Raw genomic sequence first — 15,833 nt, forward strand, 5'->3', positions numbered from 1 at the left:
AACGACGCGGCGCGGCTTCGGCGCCGACGCCGCCGGTCGACATCGCCGCGCCGGCCTCGTCCGACGTGAGCGTTCCCCCGCCGTCCGTCGCCGCCGCCGCGGTCGCGGGCGAGATCGATCAACCGAGTCCCTGAACGAGACGAAGGCCGACGAAGAGGTCCCATGGCCAAGGCATCCCGGAATCCGATGAAGAAGAAGACGGGCGCGAAGGGCGCCAAGCCGTCGAAAGGCGCGGCTGCCGCCGAGCCGAAGACGCCGAAGATAGCCGCGAAGGCGGCCACGGCCGGGAGCCGTGCCGGCAAGACCAGCAAGCCGACCAAGCCGGCGAAGCCGGCCAAGGCGAGCAAGCCCGCCAAGCCGGCCAAGCCGGCCGCCAAGGCCGCAAAGCCGGCGAAGCCGGTCGCCAAGGCCGCGAAGCCGGTGAAGCCTGCGAAGGCGGCCAAGCCGGTGACGTCGGCCAAGACGGCGAAGACCGCGAAGTCGGGGAAGGCCGGCAAGCCGGCGGCGCGCCCCGCGACGCGCGCGGCGGCGAAGCCCGCGAAGACGACGAAGCCGGCGGCGAAGCCCGCCGGCAAGTCGGCCAAGCCGGCGGCCCCCAAGGCCGCCACGGGCACCGTGAAGATCGCCGCCAAGGCGGCTCCGAAGGGCGCCACGAAGGCGTCCAAGGCGCCGACCGCGTCGGCCAGGCCCACGAAGCCGGCATCCAAGTCGGTGACGACGCCTTCCACCAAGCCCGCTGCCAAGCCCGCTGCCAAGCCGTCGGCGAAGCCCGCCACGAAGCCCGCCAAGGCGGCGGCGAAGGCGCCGGCGGCGAAGAAGCCCGTTCCGGCGCCGGCGCCGATGTCGAGCCTCGACATCGCCCGCGAGCGCGCCGCCGGCCGGGTCAAGCGCGCGGTCCGGCGCGTCGTCGCGACCGTCGCCGATGCGGCGGCGTCCGCGTTGAAGCCGGCGCCGCGGCCGGCCTCGGCGCTGCGTCCGTCCGAGAAGAAGCCGCGGGCCGAGCGTCCGCGGGCGCGCGGCGGCGCCGTTCCGGGCGTCGTCGTGAAGGGCCGCATGGGGCCGCGCTATCCGGAGATCCTGTCGCCGGGCGCGCTCGCCTTCCTGGCCGAGCTGCATCGCCGCTTCGACGGCCGCCGCCGCGAGCTCCTCGCGGCGCGGGCCGAGCGTCAGGCGCGCTTCGACGCCGGCGAGCTGCCCGACTTCCTGCCCGAGACGGCGGAGGTCCGCTCGGGTGACTGGAAAGTCGGCCCGATCCCGGCCGATCTGCAGAACCGCCGCGTCGAGATCACGGGCCCGGTCGACCGCAAGATGATCGTCAACGCCCTCAACTCGGGCGCGACGCATTTCATGGCCGACTTCGAGGACGCCAACTCGCCGACCTGGTCGAACTGCATCGAGGGCCAGCTCAACCTGCGCGACCGCTGGGACGGCAAGATCGACTTCACCGACGAGACGTCGGGCAAGCGCTACGCGATCGGCGAGACCCCGGCCGTGCTGATCATCCGGCCGCGCGGCTGGCACCTCCTGGAGGAGCACGTCACGGTCGACGGCGAGCCGATGTCCGGGTCGCTGTTCGACTTCGGCCTGTACTTCTTCCACAACGCCAAGGCGCTGCTCGCCAAGGGCTCGGGCCCGTACTTCTACATCCCGAAGCTCGAGTCGCATCTCGAGGCGCGGCTGTGGAACGACGTGTTCGTCTACGCCCAGGAGAAGCTCGGCATCCCGAAGGGCTCCATCAAGGCGACGGTGCTGATCGAGACGCTGCCGGCCGGCTTCGAGATGGACGAGATCCTCTACGAGCTGCGCGACCACGCCGCCGGCCTCAACGCCGGGCGCTGGGACTACATCTTCTCCTTCATCAAGAAGCTCGCGAAGCGGCCCGACTACGTGCTGCCGGACCGCGGCCAGGTGGTGATGGGCAAGGCGTTCCTCGGCGCCTATGCGCTCCTCCTGATCAAGACCTGCCACCGCCGCGGCGCCTTCGCGATGGGCGGCATGGCGGCGCAGATCCCGATCAAGGGCGATCCGGCGGCCAACGAGGCGGCCTTCGCCAAGGTGCGGGCCGACAAGGAGCGCGAGGTGAACGACGGGCACGACGGCACCTGGGTCGCGCATCCGGACCTCGTGCCGGTGGCCAAGGAGGTATTCGACCGGCTGATGCCGCAACCCAACCAAGTCGACCGCCAGCGTGACGACGTCGAGGTCGGCCAGGCCGATCTGCTGCGCCTCCACGAGGGCAGCAAGACCGAGGAGGGCTTCCGCCTCAACATCCGGGTCGGCGTGCAGTACATCGAGGCGTGGCTGCGCGGCCGCGGCGCGGTGCCGATCTACAACCTGATGGAGGACGCGGCGACGGCCGAGATCTCGCGCGCGCAGATCTGGCAGTGGCTGCAGTACGGTGCCGTCCTGGAGAACGGCGTGACGGTGACGCCGGAGTTCTTCGACAAGGCGCTCGGTGAGGAGATGGAGCGGGTGCGCGGCGAGCTCGGGGCCGAGGCCTACGACGCCGGTCGCTTCCCCGAGGCGATCGACCTGTTCCGCCGCCTCTCGCTGGCGCCGGAGTTCGAGGACTTCCTCACCGTCCCGGCCTATCAGCTGCTCGCCTGAACCGGGCGACCCGCTGTCGCGTTCAAAGGGCCGCCCCTTTCGGGCGGCCCTTTTTCGATTCGCCGGAGCGCGCGTGTCGACACGGTTTCGCCGTCATCCGGCCCGCGTCCTGATCCGTCATAAACGGCCTGCCTGCCTGAACGGACTAACAAAATCCTCCGCCAGGGCAGGTCCTGCGGCCGCAATGTGGCAGAACGGCAACGCCTGTCATGAACCGTATTAGATTGCCTATTTAAGCGGCAATTGCCGCGCGATTTACCTTGCCGCGCGACCATCCCGTGTGAGTTTATAAATCACGATCTGCTCCCGCCTTGGGGAAGACGGCGGCAGGGAAAAGTGGGGTTCAGGCGAGCGCAGCAGCCCGGTGCGTCTCGCAAGGGGGATAGGGGGCTCGACATGAAGAAGATCGCTCTGGCAACGATTGCCGCTCTCGGCCTGACCGGCTCGGCGCTCGCCGCCGACATGCCCGTCAAGGCGCCGAAGATCGTCGCGCCGGTCGTCACCAATCCGTGGGACATCGCGTTCGGCGCCGGCATCTACTCGAACTACATCTTCCGCGGCATCTCGCAGTCGAACAACGGTCCGTCCGTCAACGCGTATTTCGAGCCGCGCTACAACGTCAATCCGAACCTGCAGCTGTATGCGGGCGTCGGCGGCTGGAGCATCGACTACCCGAACCGCGCCTCGGCCGAGATCGACATCTACGGCGGCATCCGGCCGACCTTCGGCCCGGTCGCGTTCGACTTCGGTGTCTGGTACTACTACTATCCGAACGGCACCTGCTACAACGCCGGCGTCCCGGGTGAGTGCGCCCTCAACGGCAGCCTCCCGATCAACGGGAACGTCATCAAGAGCGACCTGAGCTTCCTCGAGTACTTCGCGAAGGCGACCTGGACCGTCAACGACAACATCGCGATCGGCGCCGGCTACTACTACGACGACAACTGGCTGAACTTCGGCTTCGATGCCCAGTACGTCTCGGGCACCCTCAAGCTGACGGCTCCGTCGAACTGGCTGCCGACCGGCTTCGGCCTCTACGCCTCGGGCGAGTTCGGTCATTACTTCCTCGGCACCACCGACGCGTTCTACGGCAACCTCCGCCTGCCGGACTACAACACGTGGAACGTCGGCCTCGCCCTCACCTGGAACGTCTTCACGGTCGACGTGCGCTACTTCGACACCGACCTGAGCCAGGGCGAGTGCAACGCCATCACCAGCGACTTCGGCGCCAAGTTCGATCCGAGCGCGACCATCGCGGGCCTCAATGGTCCCTGGGCTTCGAAGTGGTGCGGTCAGGCCTACGTGATCTCGCTGAAGGCCGACCTGACCTACGGCAGCAACCTGAAGTAAGCGTCTCTTCCTCCATCGAATGCCTCGGGGCGGCGCTTCGGCGCCGCCCTTTTTTTATCGGGTCTCGACAGGCCGAGGTGACCCGCCGTCTTGTCGCTCGTGGTGGCGTTCGTCACGCGGGTGAGATCGGGCCTCGCGGGCGGGATCTCGTGCGTCCTGGAGCGGCGGTTCGGGTGTCGTCCGGGAGGCGCATCGCGACCCGCGAGCCCTCGCGGCGGGGACGATCCCTCGGCTCAGGACGCAGTGAGGACGTGACGTCGCCGGAGATGGACGGCGACCCGCGCCCGCCCGACCGCTACGGCGTCGCGGGACAGGGCGAAGTGGCGCAGCCGGCCGAGCCGGCCGAGCGCGCTTCAACGCGCCGAAAACGCCTCCACGCGCCGGCGGCGGCGCCAGCGCGTGGTTTCAGGACCGACGGCACAGCCACTCGCTGGTCGTCGTCCGCGCAGGCGGACGACCAGCATCCACCGGGCCGTCCGACCATGCTCACCCGAACGGGTTCTTCGTCGCGAGCTGGGCGTTCGCCTCGATCGCCGGCGACAGGTCGAACAGCTGCTCCTTGGTGACGCTGCTGGAGACGAGCTTCATCTGCTCGGTCCAGAACCTGCCCTGCGCCATGCACGACTCGATGTTCGGCTGGCCGTCGTCGTTGAACCAGGTCCAGCGCGGCGCCGCGGCCTCGATCAGGGGCGGCGGCACCTTGGTCGCCTCGGAGATGATCTTGATCACCTCCGGATCCTTGGCGGCGGCCGCCTTGTTGTAGAGCCGGCCCGCATGGGTGTGCGCCATGGCGAAGCGCACCGCGGCCGACTTGTTCGCCTGCAGATACTTCTGCGACATCGCCCAGCAGGCGAGCTGGGTGTTCGGCTCGATGTCGTAGCCGGCGAAGACCAGCTTGCCGAAGTTGTTCTTCTCGACCAGGAAGCCGAGCGGCACCGGCACGTTGGCGGCATCGGCCTGGCCGGCGCCGATCGCCTTGACGATGTCCGGATAGGCGAGGCCGCTCGACCAGTCGACGTCGGTGCGCGGATCGAGGCCGGCGCGCTGCACGCCGAGCCCGATCAGATACTGGTCGATGCCGCCCGGCGCCTGGATGGCGACCTTCTTGCCCTTCAAGAGCGCCATCTTGTTCGGCGCCGTCATGCCGGCCTTCACCATGTCGTTCGACGCCGCGATGGTCATCGAGCCGGAGCCCGGCTTCTCCGAGCCGCGGTCGAGAATCAGCTTGAACGGCGCGCCCTTCGACACGGTGTTGAACAGGCCGGCGTTGAGCGTCGCGACGGTGGCGTCGAGCTCGCCGGCGATCAGCGCCGGCATCGCCAGCACGCCGTCGGCGAAGTAGCGGATCTCGACGTCGAGGCCGACCTTGTCGAAGAAGCCCTTCGCCTGGGCGACGAAGATCGGCCCGGACGAGATCAGCGGCACCACGCCGATGCGGATCTTCGCCCGCTCCTGGGACCGGGCGACATGAGGCATCGCGATCGTCGCAGCGGCGGCGGCCGCGGCGGTCGTGGACAGAAAGCGTCGGCGGTCGAGGGAGCGGGTCATTGGCGCCTCCGGGGGTGGGACAACGGCATCGACGTGATGCGGGGCGGGGAATGCAAGAGCGATGCCGCGGGTGAAGAACGGCGGCGTGTTCGGCGGCCGTGTCTGCAGGCTTTGTATGAAGTGTGCACCACGGCCGGCGCCGCCGGCAAGGCCGTCGCGGCCGGCCGCGGCTGCGGCGTTTCGCCCGCCGACACAAGGTGGCGGTCCGGCTGCATCGCCGCGCCCGGCGCGCTCATTCGCCGCGCCCGTTCTTCGTTTCGGTCTCGAACGTCGCCAGCAGCTTGCGCAGCAGTTGCGCGAGCGTCTCCTGCTCGGCCGATGTGAGCCGGTCGGCGATCTCGCGCGAGTGCGCCGCATGCGCGGTCATCGCCTTGCCGGCGAGCGCGGCGCCGCGCCGCGTCAACGCGACGCGCGTCGCGCGGCGATCGTCGGGATCGGGACGGCGCACCGCGAGCCCGGCCTTCTCGACGCGATCGATGCGGTTGGTCATCGCACCGGAGGACAGGAGACAAGCGTCGTACAGCGCCGTCGGCCGCACGCCGTCCGGCACGTCGGAGCGTCGGATCGTCACGAGCAGATCGAACACGTCCCAGGTCAGACCGAACGGCTTCAGCCAGCCGTCGACCACCTCGCGCAAGTGCGCGGAGAGCCGCAGGATGCGACCGAGCGTCGCGAGATAGTGCACGTCGATGTCGGGATGCGAGGCGTTCCACTCGGCGATGAAGCGGTCCATCGCGTCGCCCGCGATCGCTGCATCGCGGGATGTTGCCGCGGCGCGGGAGGATCCCGCTGGGCGGGACGCTCCCGCGGTGCGGGACGAGACTGCATCGGATCGCGGCAACGGCTGCCTCCGCAATTATCTTGACATGAAGATAATCACGTCGGAGGCTTCGTGGCAACAGACGAGCCGGCCCGTGGGTCCCGGCCCGAACCTCGAGCCCCCGGAGGTGAACGCCATGTCGCCAGCGCCGGCTGCCGCCCCCACGGCCGCGACATCCGCGCCGTACGCATCCGCGGCGCACATGTCGGCGCCGCGAGCGTCCGCGACGACGATCGCGATCGAGAACATCGGGCTCACCTTTCCGTCGAAAAGCGGCGAGCCGACCGTCGCGCTCGCCGACGTGAGCTGCCGCTTCGCGCCCGGCAAGGTGACGGCGATCATCGGGCCGAGCGGCTGCGGCAAGAGCACGCTCCTGCAGATTGTCCGCGGCTTCCTCGCACCGACGCGCGGCAAGCTGCGCTTCGTGAGACTGGGCAGCGAGACCGACGAACAGGCGACTCGTGACGTCGCGCCGCCCCACATGGCGACCGTCTGGCAGGCCTTCAATCTGTTCCCGTGGCGCACCATCGTCGACAACGTCGCGTTCGGGCTGGAGGTCGCCGGCGTGCCGAAGGCCGAGCGCCTCGCCCGCGCCAGGAAGGCGCTCGCCGCCGTCGACCTCACGGGCTTCGAGCAGAAATATCCGCGCCAGCTCTCCGGCGGCATGCGCCAGCGGGTCGGCATCGCCCGCGCGCTGGTGATGGAGCCCGAGCTCCTGCTGCTCGACGAGCCGTTCGGCGCGCTCGACGCGCAGACGCGCCTCGTTCTGCAGGAGCAGCTCGCGACGCTGGTCGAGCGCAGCGGCACCACGGCGATCCTGGTCACCCACTCGATCGAGGAGGCGATCCTGCTCGCCGACACGATCCTGGTGATGACGGCGCGGCCGGGCCGCATCGCCGCCGAGATCCAGAACGACCTGCCGCATCCGCGCAGTATGGCGACGACGCACGATCCGCGCTTCTCGGCGCTGTTCGACCAGATTTACGGCCTGCTGCGCCAGGAGGTGATCCGCGCCATGGCGACCGAGGGAGGCGACGCGTGAGCCCCGACACCACGGCCGGGCCGCTGGCGAGCCCGGACACCGCGCCGGCGGAAGCTTCCCGCGGCCTGCTCGCCCGCCTCGGCGAGCCGAAGGTCTTGAGCTGGATCGCGGTCGCGGTCGTGATTCTCGCCTGGGAGCTCGCCGTGATCGTGCTCCAGCTCAATCCGATCTACCTGCCACGGCCGAGCCGCATCGTCGTCGCGCTGTTCGACATGTTCCGCAACGGCGGCCTGACGACCGATCTGATCGCGACGCTGACCCGCATCTTCGGCGGTTTCTTCATCGCGCTGGTCTTCGGCGTCGCGCTCGGCGTCTGGATGGCCGTGTCGGTGCGGGTGCGGGCGATCGCCGACAACTTCATCGCCGCGCTCTATCCGCTGCCCAAGGTGACGCTGATCCCGCTCCTGATCATCTGGCTCGGCACCGGCGGCCCGTTCATGCTGACCATCAGCATGCTGGGCGCCTTCTTCCCGATCGTCATCAACACGGTGCTGGGCATCAGCCAGTGCGACCAGGGCCTGGTGCTCGCCGCCCGCGACCTCGGCGCCTCGCGCCGCCAGATCATCCGCATGGTGCTGCTGCCGAGTGCCATCCCGTCGATCTTCGCCGGCATCCGGCTCGGGCTCGGCGTGTCGATCATCCTGGTCGTCGCCGCCGAGATGGTGGTCGGCAAGGTCGGTCTCGGCGCGCGGCTCTATCTCGCCGGCCAGGTGCTGGAGACCGAGCAGGTGTTCGCCGTGCTGATCGTGCTCGCCACGCTCGGCATCGTCGTCACCAAGATCCAGGACGCCATCGACGTCCGCCTCGGCCACTGGCGCGTCAACTGATCCCTCTCACGTCCTTCTCGCCTTACCAATATCAACGCACCGGAGACGTCCCATGACCTTCGAGCTGAAGTCGATCCATCCCGATCCGTCGCAGGCTCACAAGATGCCCTATGCGCCGGCCGTCCACATCGTCGGCGCCTGCGACCTGATGTTCATCTCGGGGGCGACCGCCTCGGCGCTCTATCACGACCATCCGCATCGCGACGAGGAGCACGTGCATCCGCATGCGATCGAGGATCAGACGAAGAACGCCATGGAGGCGATCAAGTCGATCCTCGACGAGGTCGGCGCGAGCTGGAAGGATGTCGTCAAGGTGACGAAGTACCTGACCGACATCCGCGACGGCGACGGTATGCACCGCGCCATGCGGCCCTATTTCGGCGACTGGCGCCCGGCCTCGACGATGGTGTGCATCAACCAGCTCTCGTCGCCCGGCGCCCGCGTCGAGCTCGACATGATCGTCGCGCTGCCGAAGAAGGGGTGACGGTCATCCCGCCACGCGCAATGGCCGGGCTGGTCCCGGCCATTGTCGTCAGTGTGATCTGGTCTGTAAGGCTCGCATGCGGATGCGGCCGGGCTCGAGGATGCTGAAATGCCCGGACCAGTCTGCACGTTCGGCGATACGGCCGGCGATCATCGCTCCGGCATCGTTCGGCGGCGGCATCGGGAGGCGAAGCAGGATCACGCCGGAACTCGCCGGCAGACCGCGACGCCAGGCGAGCTCGCCGAAATCCTTGTCGAAGGTCAATAACACGCGCCCGTCCATGACGGCGCGGGCCAGAACCTCGTCATCCGGAGCGCCCGGAGCGTCGGTACGGACCCAAGCGACATCGTGTCCCGCCGCTCGTAACGCGGTGACCACCGATGCTGGAACATTTTCGTTCGCCAGGAAGCGCATTCAGGTGATGCTCGGGTAGACCTTCTCCGAGGTCAGGAGCCCGTGCGCGTAGGCAAGGCACGCCGCGACGTCCTCGTGCGTCAGGCCCGGATAGTTCTTCAGGATGTCCGCCTCGCTCCAGCCGTCGGCCATGAGCCCGATGACGAAGTCGACCGAAATCCGGGTGCCGCGGATCACCGGTTTTCCGGTCAGCACGGCAGGATCGAGCACGATACGGGACAGGTCGGCCACGGGAGATCCTCCAATGGCCGCAGTCTAACGCGGTTTCACCGGTCTGGCACCTGGAGCCAGCGCCCGCCTCACCCGGCCAGCGCGATGTGCTGGTGGCCGGGCTTGCCGTGCAGGAAGCCGTTGGAGAAGACGGCGTTCGGCATCAGCGCGGCGACCCGCGTCTCGCCCTCGGCCGCCGCGATGGTGCCGTCGAGCACGTCCCGGAAGGTTTGCGCGAGCGCGACCATGTCGCAGGTGTGCGGCGACAGGCGGAACGACCCGACGCCGCATTTGGCGAGCACGTCGACGTCGCCGATCAGGTTGACGACCGTGTCGCTCATCGTCTGCACGCCGTTGACGGCGAGGAAGCGGCGGCCCTCGAGCGTGTCGACCTCGAGCCCGTCCGGATCCTTGTTGCAGACGAACTGACAGGAGTCCTTGGCGAGCTGGTGGATGCGGGCGTGGTAGCAGCGCGCCGAGATGGCGAGCGGTGCCCGGCCGAACGCCCAGGCTTCCAGCGTCGCGGTCTTCGCCTTCACGGCGAGCGCCGCCATCGCGGTCATCGGCAGCTCGGGCGGCAGGCAGATGTGCACGGCGCCCTGCTTCTCCATGAAGGCGACCGTGCCCTCGTTGTAGACGTTGATCAGCGGGCCGATCGCGTGCGGCCGGCCGCCGAGCGGGCCGAGCGCCGAGACGTCGCTCGCCTCGACCAGCACGCCGGGGATCGCCAGGAGATCGTTGATCATCTTGCGCTCGCGCGGCAGCGTCGGCAGCGCCAGCGAGGAGAGGATCACGGTCTTGCCGCCGCGCTGCAGGCGCTCGATCACGGCCGGCATGTCGTCCTGATAGAACGGCAGCCGCTTCGAGCACACCACCTCGCCGACGCAGACGCGCTCGACCGGCGCCTCGTCGGCGACCCGGAAGTGATAGTCGCGCCACTGCTCGGGCGACCAGTTGAACAGCACGGCTCCGAGCGTGAGGGTGCTGCGTGCGGCGTCCGCGCCGTTGGTCGTCATGAGAATTACCGCCACGTCTTCTGGTAGGCGCCGCGCGTCGTCGAGGCGCCTTCGGAGAGCGCTGTCAGGGCGCGCGCATTGATGGGCAGGCCGCGGGCGTGCTGGTCGAGCGCACCGCGCAGCGCCCGCACCACGGCGTCCGTGTAGCTGCGGCTGCGCTGCCGGCCTTCGATCTTCAGCGCCGTCACGCCGGCCTCGTGCAGGGGCGGGATCAGCAGGCTGGCGTCGAGGCTCGCCGGGTCCTCGAAGATGTGCGAGGTCTCGCCGTTCGCCGTGAAGCGGCCCTTGCACAGCGTCGGATACGGCATCGGCTGACCGCCCGGCACCGTGTTGATCATGAACTCGCCCAGGCGCGAGACGAAGTTGCCCTTCTCCTGCGCATAGGTGACGTGGCTCGGCGGCGAGCAGACCCCGTTCATGTTGGGCGAGCAGCCGGTGGCGTAGGAGGAGAGCGAGCAGCGCCCCTCCGCCATCACGCACAGGCCGCCGAACACGAACACCTCGGTCTCGCAGGGGATCTCCTTGTTGAGGACGGCGATCTCCTGGACGGTCAGCACCCGCGGCAGCACCACGCGCCGCACGCCGAAGCGCTCGACGAAGAAGCCGATCGCCTCCGGATTGGCAGCGGCCGCCTGCACCGAGAGATGCAGCCGCAGGTTCGGGTGCTTCTCGGCGGCGTAGTCGAGCAGGCCGATGTCGGCGACGATCGCGGCGTCGCCACCGACCTGCGCGATCGTGTCGATCGCGCGATGCCACGCCTCCGGTTGCCCAGCGCGCGGAAAGGTGTTGACGGCGATCAGCACCTTGACGCCGCGCTTGTGCGCGTAGGCGATGCCGTCCGCCATCTCGGCGTAGCTGAAGTTGAGGCCCGGGAAGTTGCGCGCATTGGTGTCGTCGGCGAAGCCGCAATAGACCGAGTCGGCGCCCGCCTCGATGGCGGCCCGCATGGCGGCCGGCGTGCCGGCCGGGCAGACCAGCTCGAGCTTGCCCTTCGGTTTCCAGGTGTCGTGGGAGGTCGAGCCCGCCGCCTTGCCGGCGCCGGGCCGTTCGGCCGTGAGAGTGGGGGTCATGAGCCGCTCCGTGGGCGGGCGAAGGCGATGCCGGTGATGCGCTCGGCGACCGAGGCGGCGAGGCGGCCGACCTGCTCGGCCGGCGAGGCGAGCGGGCCCAGCACCGCGGCGGCCTCGGCGACGAGGTCGATCTCGGCGTCGTCGAGCGCGTTGCGCAGCGCCACCACGGCCGACATGTCGCCTTCCACCGTGAGGTCGCGCGAGAAGAACAGGGCGTCGCCGTCATAGGCGCCGTGGATCAGGCCGACCAGCGCGCCGAGCGGCCCGGCGATGCGGGCGTCGGCCTCGGGCTCCTCGCCGGGGCGCACCACCAGGATCTCGGGATCCTCGGCGCGCGGCGTCATCACAACGATGAAGGGAAGGTCGGTCGGCTCGATGAGGAAGCGCTTCCCCGCCTGGTCGCCGAGACGGGCGAACATGCCGGGATGCCGCCTGGCGGCCGACTTGACGACGAGATCGAGGGCGGCCGCGAGCGGGGCGAGCGGCAACGGCCGCAGGCCGAACGCGAGAACCCCCGGGAGCTCGGGGACTGTGGCTGAATTGCTCGACATGGAAGGGCTTGGTTACCCCGCCGGGGCGGCTAGGGCTTTGTTCTATGTCAAGGACGCACGACACTGCCGGACTTCTTGATCGCGTCGGCTGGAGTCCAGGGTCGTGGTCATTCCGGGGCGCGGCGAAGCCGCGAACCCGGAATCCAAACACGATCTCGAACTTTGCCGCTGGATTCCGGGTTCGCACCTGCGGTGCGCCCCGGAATGACGACCGCCGAGCGGCGTCAGGAGTGACCGTGCCGATCCGAGACTTTCCGCCGTTCCGCGACCTTCGCGAGTTTCTGCGCCACCTCGACGCAGACGGAGACGTCGCGCGCGTCGCCGAGCCGGTCGGCATCGTCCACGACATGGCCGAGGTCCACCGCCGCGTCATCGCCCGCGACGGGCCGGCGCTGGTCTTCGAGCGCCCGCGAGACGCGAACGGAAGCATCCTGCCCGTGCCGGTGATCACAAATCTGTTCGGCACCCGCAAGCGCGTCGCCGCCGGCCTCGGCATCCGGCCCGAGCGCCTCGCCGAGCTCGGCGAGGCCCTGGCCTCCTTGCGGGAGCCGCAGCCGGTCGACGGGCTGCGCGACGCGCTCGCGCGCCTGCCCATTCTCCGCGCCGCGATGCGGACCCGCGCCGAGACGGTCGACCGTCCGGTCGTGCAGGAGGAGGTCCGCACCGGCCGCGACGTCGATCTCGGCGCCCTGCCGGTGCAGACCTGCTGGCCCGGCGAGGCCGGCCCGCTGATCACCTGGGGCGTGGTGACGACCCGTCCGCCCGAGAGCGAGACCGTCGCCGGCTACAATCTCGGCATCTATCGCATGCAGGTGCTCGATCGCGACCGGGCGATCATGCGCTGGCTGCACCATCGCGGCGGGGCGAAGCACCACGCCCAATGGGCCGCGCAGGGCAAGGACACGCCGGTCGCGGTCGCCATCGGCACCGATCCGGCCACCATGCTGGCCGCCGTGCTGCCGCTGCCCGAGACCCTGTCCGAGGTTCGCTTCTCGGGTCTCCTGCGCGGTGCCCGGCCGCGGCTGGCAAAGGCCCGCACGGTGCCGCTGATGGTGCCGGCCGATTCGGAGATCGTGCTGGAAGGATACGTGTCGGCGACCGAGACGGCGCCGGAGGGACCGTTCGGCGACCACACCGGCTATTACAATTCCGTCGAGCAGTTCCCGGTGATGCGCGTCACTGCGATCACGACGCGGCGCGACCCGACCTATCTGTCCACCTTCACGGGTCGTGCTCCGGACGAGCCCGCCGTGCTCGGCGCCACCTTCAACGAGCTCTTTTTGCCGATCGTGAAGCGGGCGTTCCCCGAGATCGTCGACGTCTGGCTGCCGCCGCACGCCTGCTCGTACCGGATGGCGATCATCTCCATCAAGAAGCGCTATCCGGGCCACGCCCGACGCATCATGATGGGCTTGTGGGGCATGCTGCCGCAGTTCACCTACACCAAGCTGATCGTGGTGGTGGACGACGACATCGATCCGAAGAGCTGGGACGACGTCGCCTGGGCGATCGCGACGCGCTTCGACGCCTCGCGCGACCTGATGGTGATCGACCGCACGCCGATCGACTATCTCGACTTCGCCTCGCCGCTCTCCGGCCTCGGCGGCAAGCTCGGCCTCGACGCGACCAACAAGATCGGCACCGAGACCAGCCGCGAATGGGGCGCCGTGCTGAAGGTGACGCCCGACGTCGCGGCCCGCGTCGACGCGCTGTGGCCGAAGCTGGGGTTGTAGGGAACTCCGACGACAGCGGCCTTGTTGTCGAGCCGCAGCGCATCGACACCCTCTCCCTGAGAGAGCGTTTTGTATGTTTCGTCATCCCGGGGCGCGGACCTCGAGGTCCGCGAGCCCGGGATCCATAGCCCCGGTACAGGTGGCTTACGACAGACAGGGGTTATAGGTCCCGGGCTCGGCGCTTCCGAGCCGCCCCGGGACGACCGACCAATTATGCAAGGCCCTCCGGCTGAGAGAGGTGTAAGGACCTGCCCCTCAATTCCCCTGCTTGCGGAAGCGCAGCTCGGCCGGCCCGCCGGAGAGCACCAGGGCGTCACCGACCACCTTCCAGTGGGTCGCCTGCTCCAGCGCCGCGATCATCGCCGAGTCGGCCTGGGCGCGCTCGGGCGGGCAGGGGCGGGCGGTGCGCTCCCGGGTCAGGACCGTGACGGTATCGCCGGCGACGACGAGGCGCGCCTTCACGGCGTCGCACCACAGCTCGATGTCGGCGACGCCGCTGTCGGCGATGTCGAGGATTGGCACCTTCTTGGAGCCCTTCATCGGATCGGCGTCCATGCGCAGTTCCTGCCCGTAGGGAAACGCGCCCTGCGCCTGCGCCGTGATGGTCGCCATGACGGCGCCGGCCGTCACACCGCCCCACACGGCCAGCGCGAGGGACAGCCGCACACCGAAAGCGCCGCGAGAAATCATCAGGCCACTCCGAATCGAGAACAGGATCGAGCACGATATCGAGGACGGTATCGCGGCCGCAGCATGGCGCAGCCGCGGCGCGGGCGGGCGGGCCGATGCGCCGCGCGGGCCGGTCGCCGGGCGCCTTGTTCTTGCCGGCTGGCCGTGGTTGTGGTCAAGCGTCGGCGGCCGATCACCGCCGGCCTCGCCGTTTCCCTTGGAGGACTTCATGCGTGCGCTCGCCGCCGTCGCCGCCGCGTCCCTGACGCTCGCCCTCACCGGCCCGGCCTTCCCGCAGGCCAAGGGCTCGCGACCGGCGCCCGCGCCGACGCCGCCGGCCGAGACGGTGCGCTACATCACGATCTTCGGCGAGCTGATGGGATCGTTGTCGAGCGACGCGATCTGGCGCGAGGTCCGGCAGGGCAACCGCGTCGTGTCGGCCGAGCTCGATCTCTGCCACTCGGTGACCCCGGGCTCGATCCGCAAGGACCGCTTCAAGATCGCGCTCAAGCCGGAGGGCGGCAAGCTGGTCGGCAGCGGCAAGAGCGAGCCGGAGGGCGTGCCCGTGACGGTGAGCCTGACCCGCAAGCAGGCGAACGACACGTTCTCGCTCGAGGGCACCATCACGCGCGACGGCAAGACGCAGCCGGCCGCCGCGACCGACCTCTCCGACATGAGCGAGCAGGAGTTCAAGGATCAGCAGGCGAGCGAGGAGGAGATCGTCACGTCGCCCGCGACCTTCGCCGACGTGTCGCCCGTGGCGGTCGCCGTGAAGGTGTCGCGCGACGGCCTCCTCGACGTGGTGAAGAGCCTGCGCGGCCAGGGCGTGCGGGTCGACTATGCGAGCTTGGTGCAGACCTGCGCGGATCTGCGCAACGGCCATCAGACGGTGCGGCTGGAGACGGCGCCGGAGCGCGCCGCCGCGCTGGTCGCCAAGCTGCAAGGCATGCCGGGCGTGATCACGGCCGGCTGGACCACCGGCGCCTACGGGATCGAGCGCGCCGTGCGGGTCGACGCAGCCGCCTTCATGGACGGCGGCGCCCTCAAGATCGACGCGCTGAGCGAGCGTCTGTCGGCCGCGGTGGCGGCGGCGCTCGCGGCGAAGCCGGTGTCGGCGCGCTGGGACGAGGTGACGCGCGAGGTGACCATCACGCTCGAGCGCCCCGACCAGGCGGCGCGCGGCCTCGATCTCTCCGAGGTGATCGAGGTCACGCTGCTGGTCGGCCCGGAGAAGCCCACCGGCGGCGACGGGCTGGTGATCTGGCTCGGCGAGTCGTCGGTCGAGCCGGCCGACAAGGCGGCGGGCGCCCAGCTCGCCTTCACGAGCGGCTATCACGGCCAGGAGGAGGAGAGCGCCGCGGTCGAGACCGACGCGCTGCTCGCAGCCCTCGCTCGCGACCTGAAAGGCCGCGTCTGGGACGCAGAGAACCAGAGCTGGAAGTGAGGCTCTTCACGTCTCACGCTCTTCACGTCTCACGGAAGCGTGCATCGT

15 protein-coding genes are annotated in these 15,833 nt (G+C 69.5%); 7 read left to right on the forward strand and 8 right to left on the reverse strand.

Features of this window, described 5'->3' with window-relative positions; genetic code table 11:
* Window positions 1–162: 162 nt before the first annotated feature.
* Together aceB and CCR97_RS05085 are read left to right on the forward strand one after the other, a co-directional pair.
* Entirely contained in the window at window positions 163–2,607 is a 2,445-nt protein-coding gene (gene aceB, locus CCR97_RS32010; RefSeq protein WP_274611486.1) for a malate synthase A, read from the forward strand.
* Window positions 2,608–3,003: 396 nt separating this feature from the next.
* Complete coding sequence (locus tag CCR97_RS05085) at window positions 3,004–3,957, forward strand: TorF family putative porin (protein WP_111358041.1); 954 nt, start codon at window positions 3,004–3,006, stop codon at window positions 3,955–3,957.
* A gap of 486 nt (window positions 3,958–4,443) precedes the next feature.
* On the opposite strand, the gene CCR97_RS05090 is transcribed toward CCR97_RS05085, so the two are convergent.
* Together CCR97_RS05090 and CCR97_RS05095 are read right to left on the reverse strand one after the other, a co-directional pair.
* Window positions 4,444–5,505, reverse strand: coding sequence for an ABC transporter substrate-binding protein (locus tag CCR97_RS05090; RefSeq protein ID WP_170145905.1), 1,062 nt, complete (start codon window positions 5,503–5,505; stop codon window positions 4,444–4,446).
* Between the two features lie 232 nt (window positions 5,506–5,737).
* Window positions 5,738–6,238 carry a MarR family winged helix-turn-helix transcriptional regulator gene (locus CCR97_RS05095; protein WP_111358043.1) on the reverse strand — a complete coding sequence of 167 codons (501 nt, stop codon included), beginning with the start codon at window positions 6,236–6,238 and terminating at the stop codon, window positions 5,738–5,740.
* Between the two features lie 289 nt (window positions 6,239–6,527).
* Between CCR97_RS05095 and CCR97_RS05100 the strand changes: the two genes are divergently transcribed.
* From CCR97_RS05100 to CCR97_RS05110, 3 genes are read left to right on the forward strand one after another with little or no spacing between them, the layout of a single operon-like run.
* Window positions 6,528–7,367: an ABC transporter ATP-binding protein gene (locus tag CCR97_RS05100; protein ID WP_111358044.1), complete on the forward strand. Its 840-nt coding sequence runs from the start codon at window positions 6,528–6,530 to the stop codon at window positions 7,365–7,367.
* Window positions 7,364–8,194, forward strand: a complete 831-nt coding sequence (locus CCR97_RS31565) for an ABC transporter permease (RefSeq protein ID WP_111358045.1) — start codon at window positions 7,364–7,366, stop codon at window positions 8,192–8,194. Before CCR97_RS05100 ends, CCR97_RS31565 begins: the two co-directional genes overlap by 4 nt.
* 52 nt (window positions 8,195–8,246) lie before the next feature.
* The gene (locus tag CCR97_RS05110) at window positions 8,247–8,678 is read left to right on the forward strand and encodes a RidA family protein (RefSeq protein ID WP_111358046.1); all 432 of its coding nucleotides are present in this window, start codon (window positions 8,247–8,249) and stop codon (window positions 8,676–8,678) included.
* Between the two features lie 48 nt (window positions 8,679–8,726).
* Here the strand turns inward: CCR97_RS05110 and CCR97_RS05115 are convergent, their stop codons facing one another.
* The 5 genes from CCR97_RS05115 to ubiT form a co-directional block, all read right to left on the reverse strand.
* Window positions 8,727–9,092, reverse strand: a complete 366-nt coding sequence (locus CCR97_RS05115) for a DUF5615 family PIN-like protein (protein WP_111358047.1) — start codon at window positions 9,090–9,092, stop codon at window positions 8,727–8,729.
* The gene (locus CCR97_RS05120) at window positions 9,093–9,323 is read right to left on the reverse strand and encodes a DUF433 domain-containing protein (RefSeq protein WP_111358048.1); all 231 of its coding nucleotides are present in this window, start codon (window positions 9,321–9,323) and stop codon (window positions 9,093–9,095) included.
* A 68-nt stretch (window positions 9,324–9,391) separates the two neighbouring features.
* On the reverse strand, window positions 9,392–10,318 hold the full coding sequence (gene ubiV / locus CCR97_RS05125) for a ubiquinone anaerobic biosynthesis protein UbiV (protein WP_111358049.1): 927 nt from the start codon (window positions 10,316–10,318) through the stop codon (window positions 9,392–9,394).
* Between the two features lie 5 nt (window positions 10,319–10,323).
* Entirely contained in the window at window positions 10,324–11,388 is a 1,065-nt protein-coding gene (gene ubiU, locus CCR97_RS05130; RefSeq protein WP_111358050.1) for a ubiquinone anaerobic biosynthesis protein UbiU, read from the reverse strand.
* Window positions 11,385–11,939 carry a ubiquinone anaerobic biosynthesis accessory factor UbiT gene (gene ubiT, locus CCR97_RS05135; protein WP_111358051.1) on the reverse strand — a complete coding sequence of 185 codons (555 nt, stop codon included), beginning with the start codon at window positions 11,937–11,939 and terminating at the stop codon, window positions 11,385–11,387. The genes ubiU and ubiT overlap by 4 nt, the downstream gene beginning before the upstream one ends.
* Before the next feature lie 236 nt (window positions 11,940–12,175).
* Between ubiT and CCR97_RS05140 the strand changes: the two genes are divergently transcribed.
* The gene (locus tag CCR97_RS05140; protein WP_111360604.1) at window positions 12,176–13,672 is read left to right on the forward strand and encodes a UbiD family decarboxylase; all 1,497 of its coding nucleotides are present in this window, start codon (window positions 12,176–12,178) and stop codon (window positions 13,670–13,672) included.
* A gap of 255 nt (window positions 13,673–13,927) precedes the next feature.
* Here the strand turns inward: CCR97_RS05140 and CCR97_RS05145 are convergent, their stop codons facing one another.
* Window positions 13,928–14,362, reverse strand: a complete 435-nt coding sequence (locus tag CCR97_RS05145) for an META domain-containing protein (RefSeq protein WP_170146023.1) — start codon at window positions 14,360–14,362, stop codon at window positions 13,928–13,930.
* 208 nt (window positions 14,363–14,570) lie between these two features.
* Here CCR97_RS05145 and CCR97_RS05150 point away from each other — a divergent pair, with 208 nt between their 5' ends.
* Entirely contained in the window at window positions 14,571–15,785 is a 1,215-nt protein-coding gene (locus CCR97_RS05150; RefSeq protein WP_111359680.1) for a hypothetical protein, read from the forward strand.
* Window positions 15,786–15,833 lie beyond the last annotated feature (48 nt).

Origin of the sequence: Rhodoplanes elegans (assembly GCF_016653355.1) — a bacterium.
GTDB classification, from domain to species: Bacteria; Pseudomonadota; Alphaproteobacteria; order Rhizobiales; family Xanthobacteraceae; genus Rhodoplanes; species Rhodoplanes elegans.

Coding starts and splice junctions, on each gene's coding strand:
- CCR97_RS05145 (WP_170146023.1), bottom strand. CDS start 14,362: ATGATTTCTCGCGGCGCTTTCGGTGTGCGGCTGTCCCTCGCGCTGGCC.
- CCR97_RS05100 (WP_111358044.1), top strand. CDS start 6,528: ATGTCGGCGCCGCGAGCGTCCGCGACGACGATCGCGATCGAGAACATC.
- ubiU (WP_111358050.1), bottom strand. CDS start 11,388: ATGACCCCCACTCTCACGGCCGAACGGCCCGGCGCCGGCAAGGCGGCG.
- CCR97_RS05115 (WP_111358047.1), bottom strand. CDS start 9,092: ATGCGCTTCCTGGCGAACGAAAATGTTCCAGCATCGGTGGTCACCGCG.
- ubiV (WP_111358049.1), bottom strand. CDS start 10,318: ATGACGACCAACGGCGCGGACGCCGCACGCAGCACCCTCACGCTCGGA.
- ubiT (WP_111358051.1), bottom strand. CDS start 11,939: ATGTCGAGCAATTCAGCCACAGTCCCCGAGCTCCCGGGGGTTCTCGCG.
- CCR97_RS05095 (WP_111358043.1), bottom strand. CDS start 6,238: ATGGACCGCTTCATCGCCGAGTGGAACGCCTCGCATCCCGACATCGAC.
- aceB (WP_274611486.1), top strand. CDS start 163: ATGGCCAAGGCATCCCGGAATCCGATGAAGAAGAAGACGGGCGCGAAG.
- CCR97_RS05150 (WP_111359680.1), top strand. CDS start 14,571: ATGCGTGCGCTCGCCGCCGTCGCCGCCGCGTCCCTGACGCTCGCCCTC.
- CCR97_RS05110 (WP_111358046.1), top strand. CDS start 8,247: ATGACCTTCGAGCTGAAGTCGATCCATCCCGATCCGTCGCAGGCTCAC.
- CCR97_RS05085 (WP_111358041.1), top strand. CDS start 3,004: ATGAAGAAGATCGCTCTGGCAACGATTGCCGCTCTCGGCCTGACCGGC.
- CCR97_RS05090 (WP_170145905.1), bottom strand. CDS start 5,505: ATGACCCGCTCCCTCGACCGCCGACGCTTTCTGTCCACGACCGCCGCG.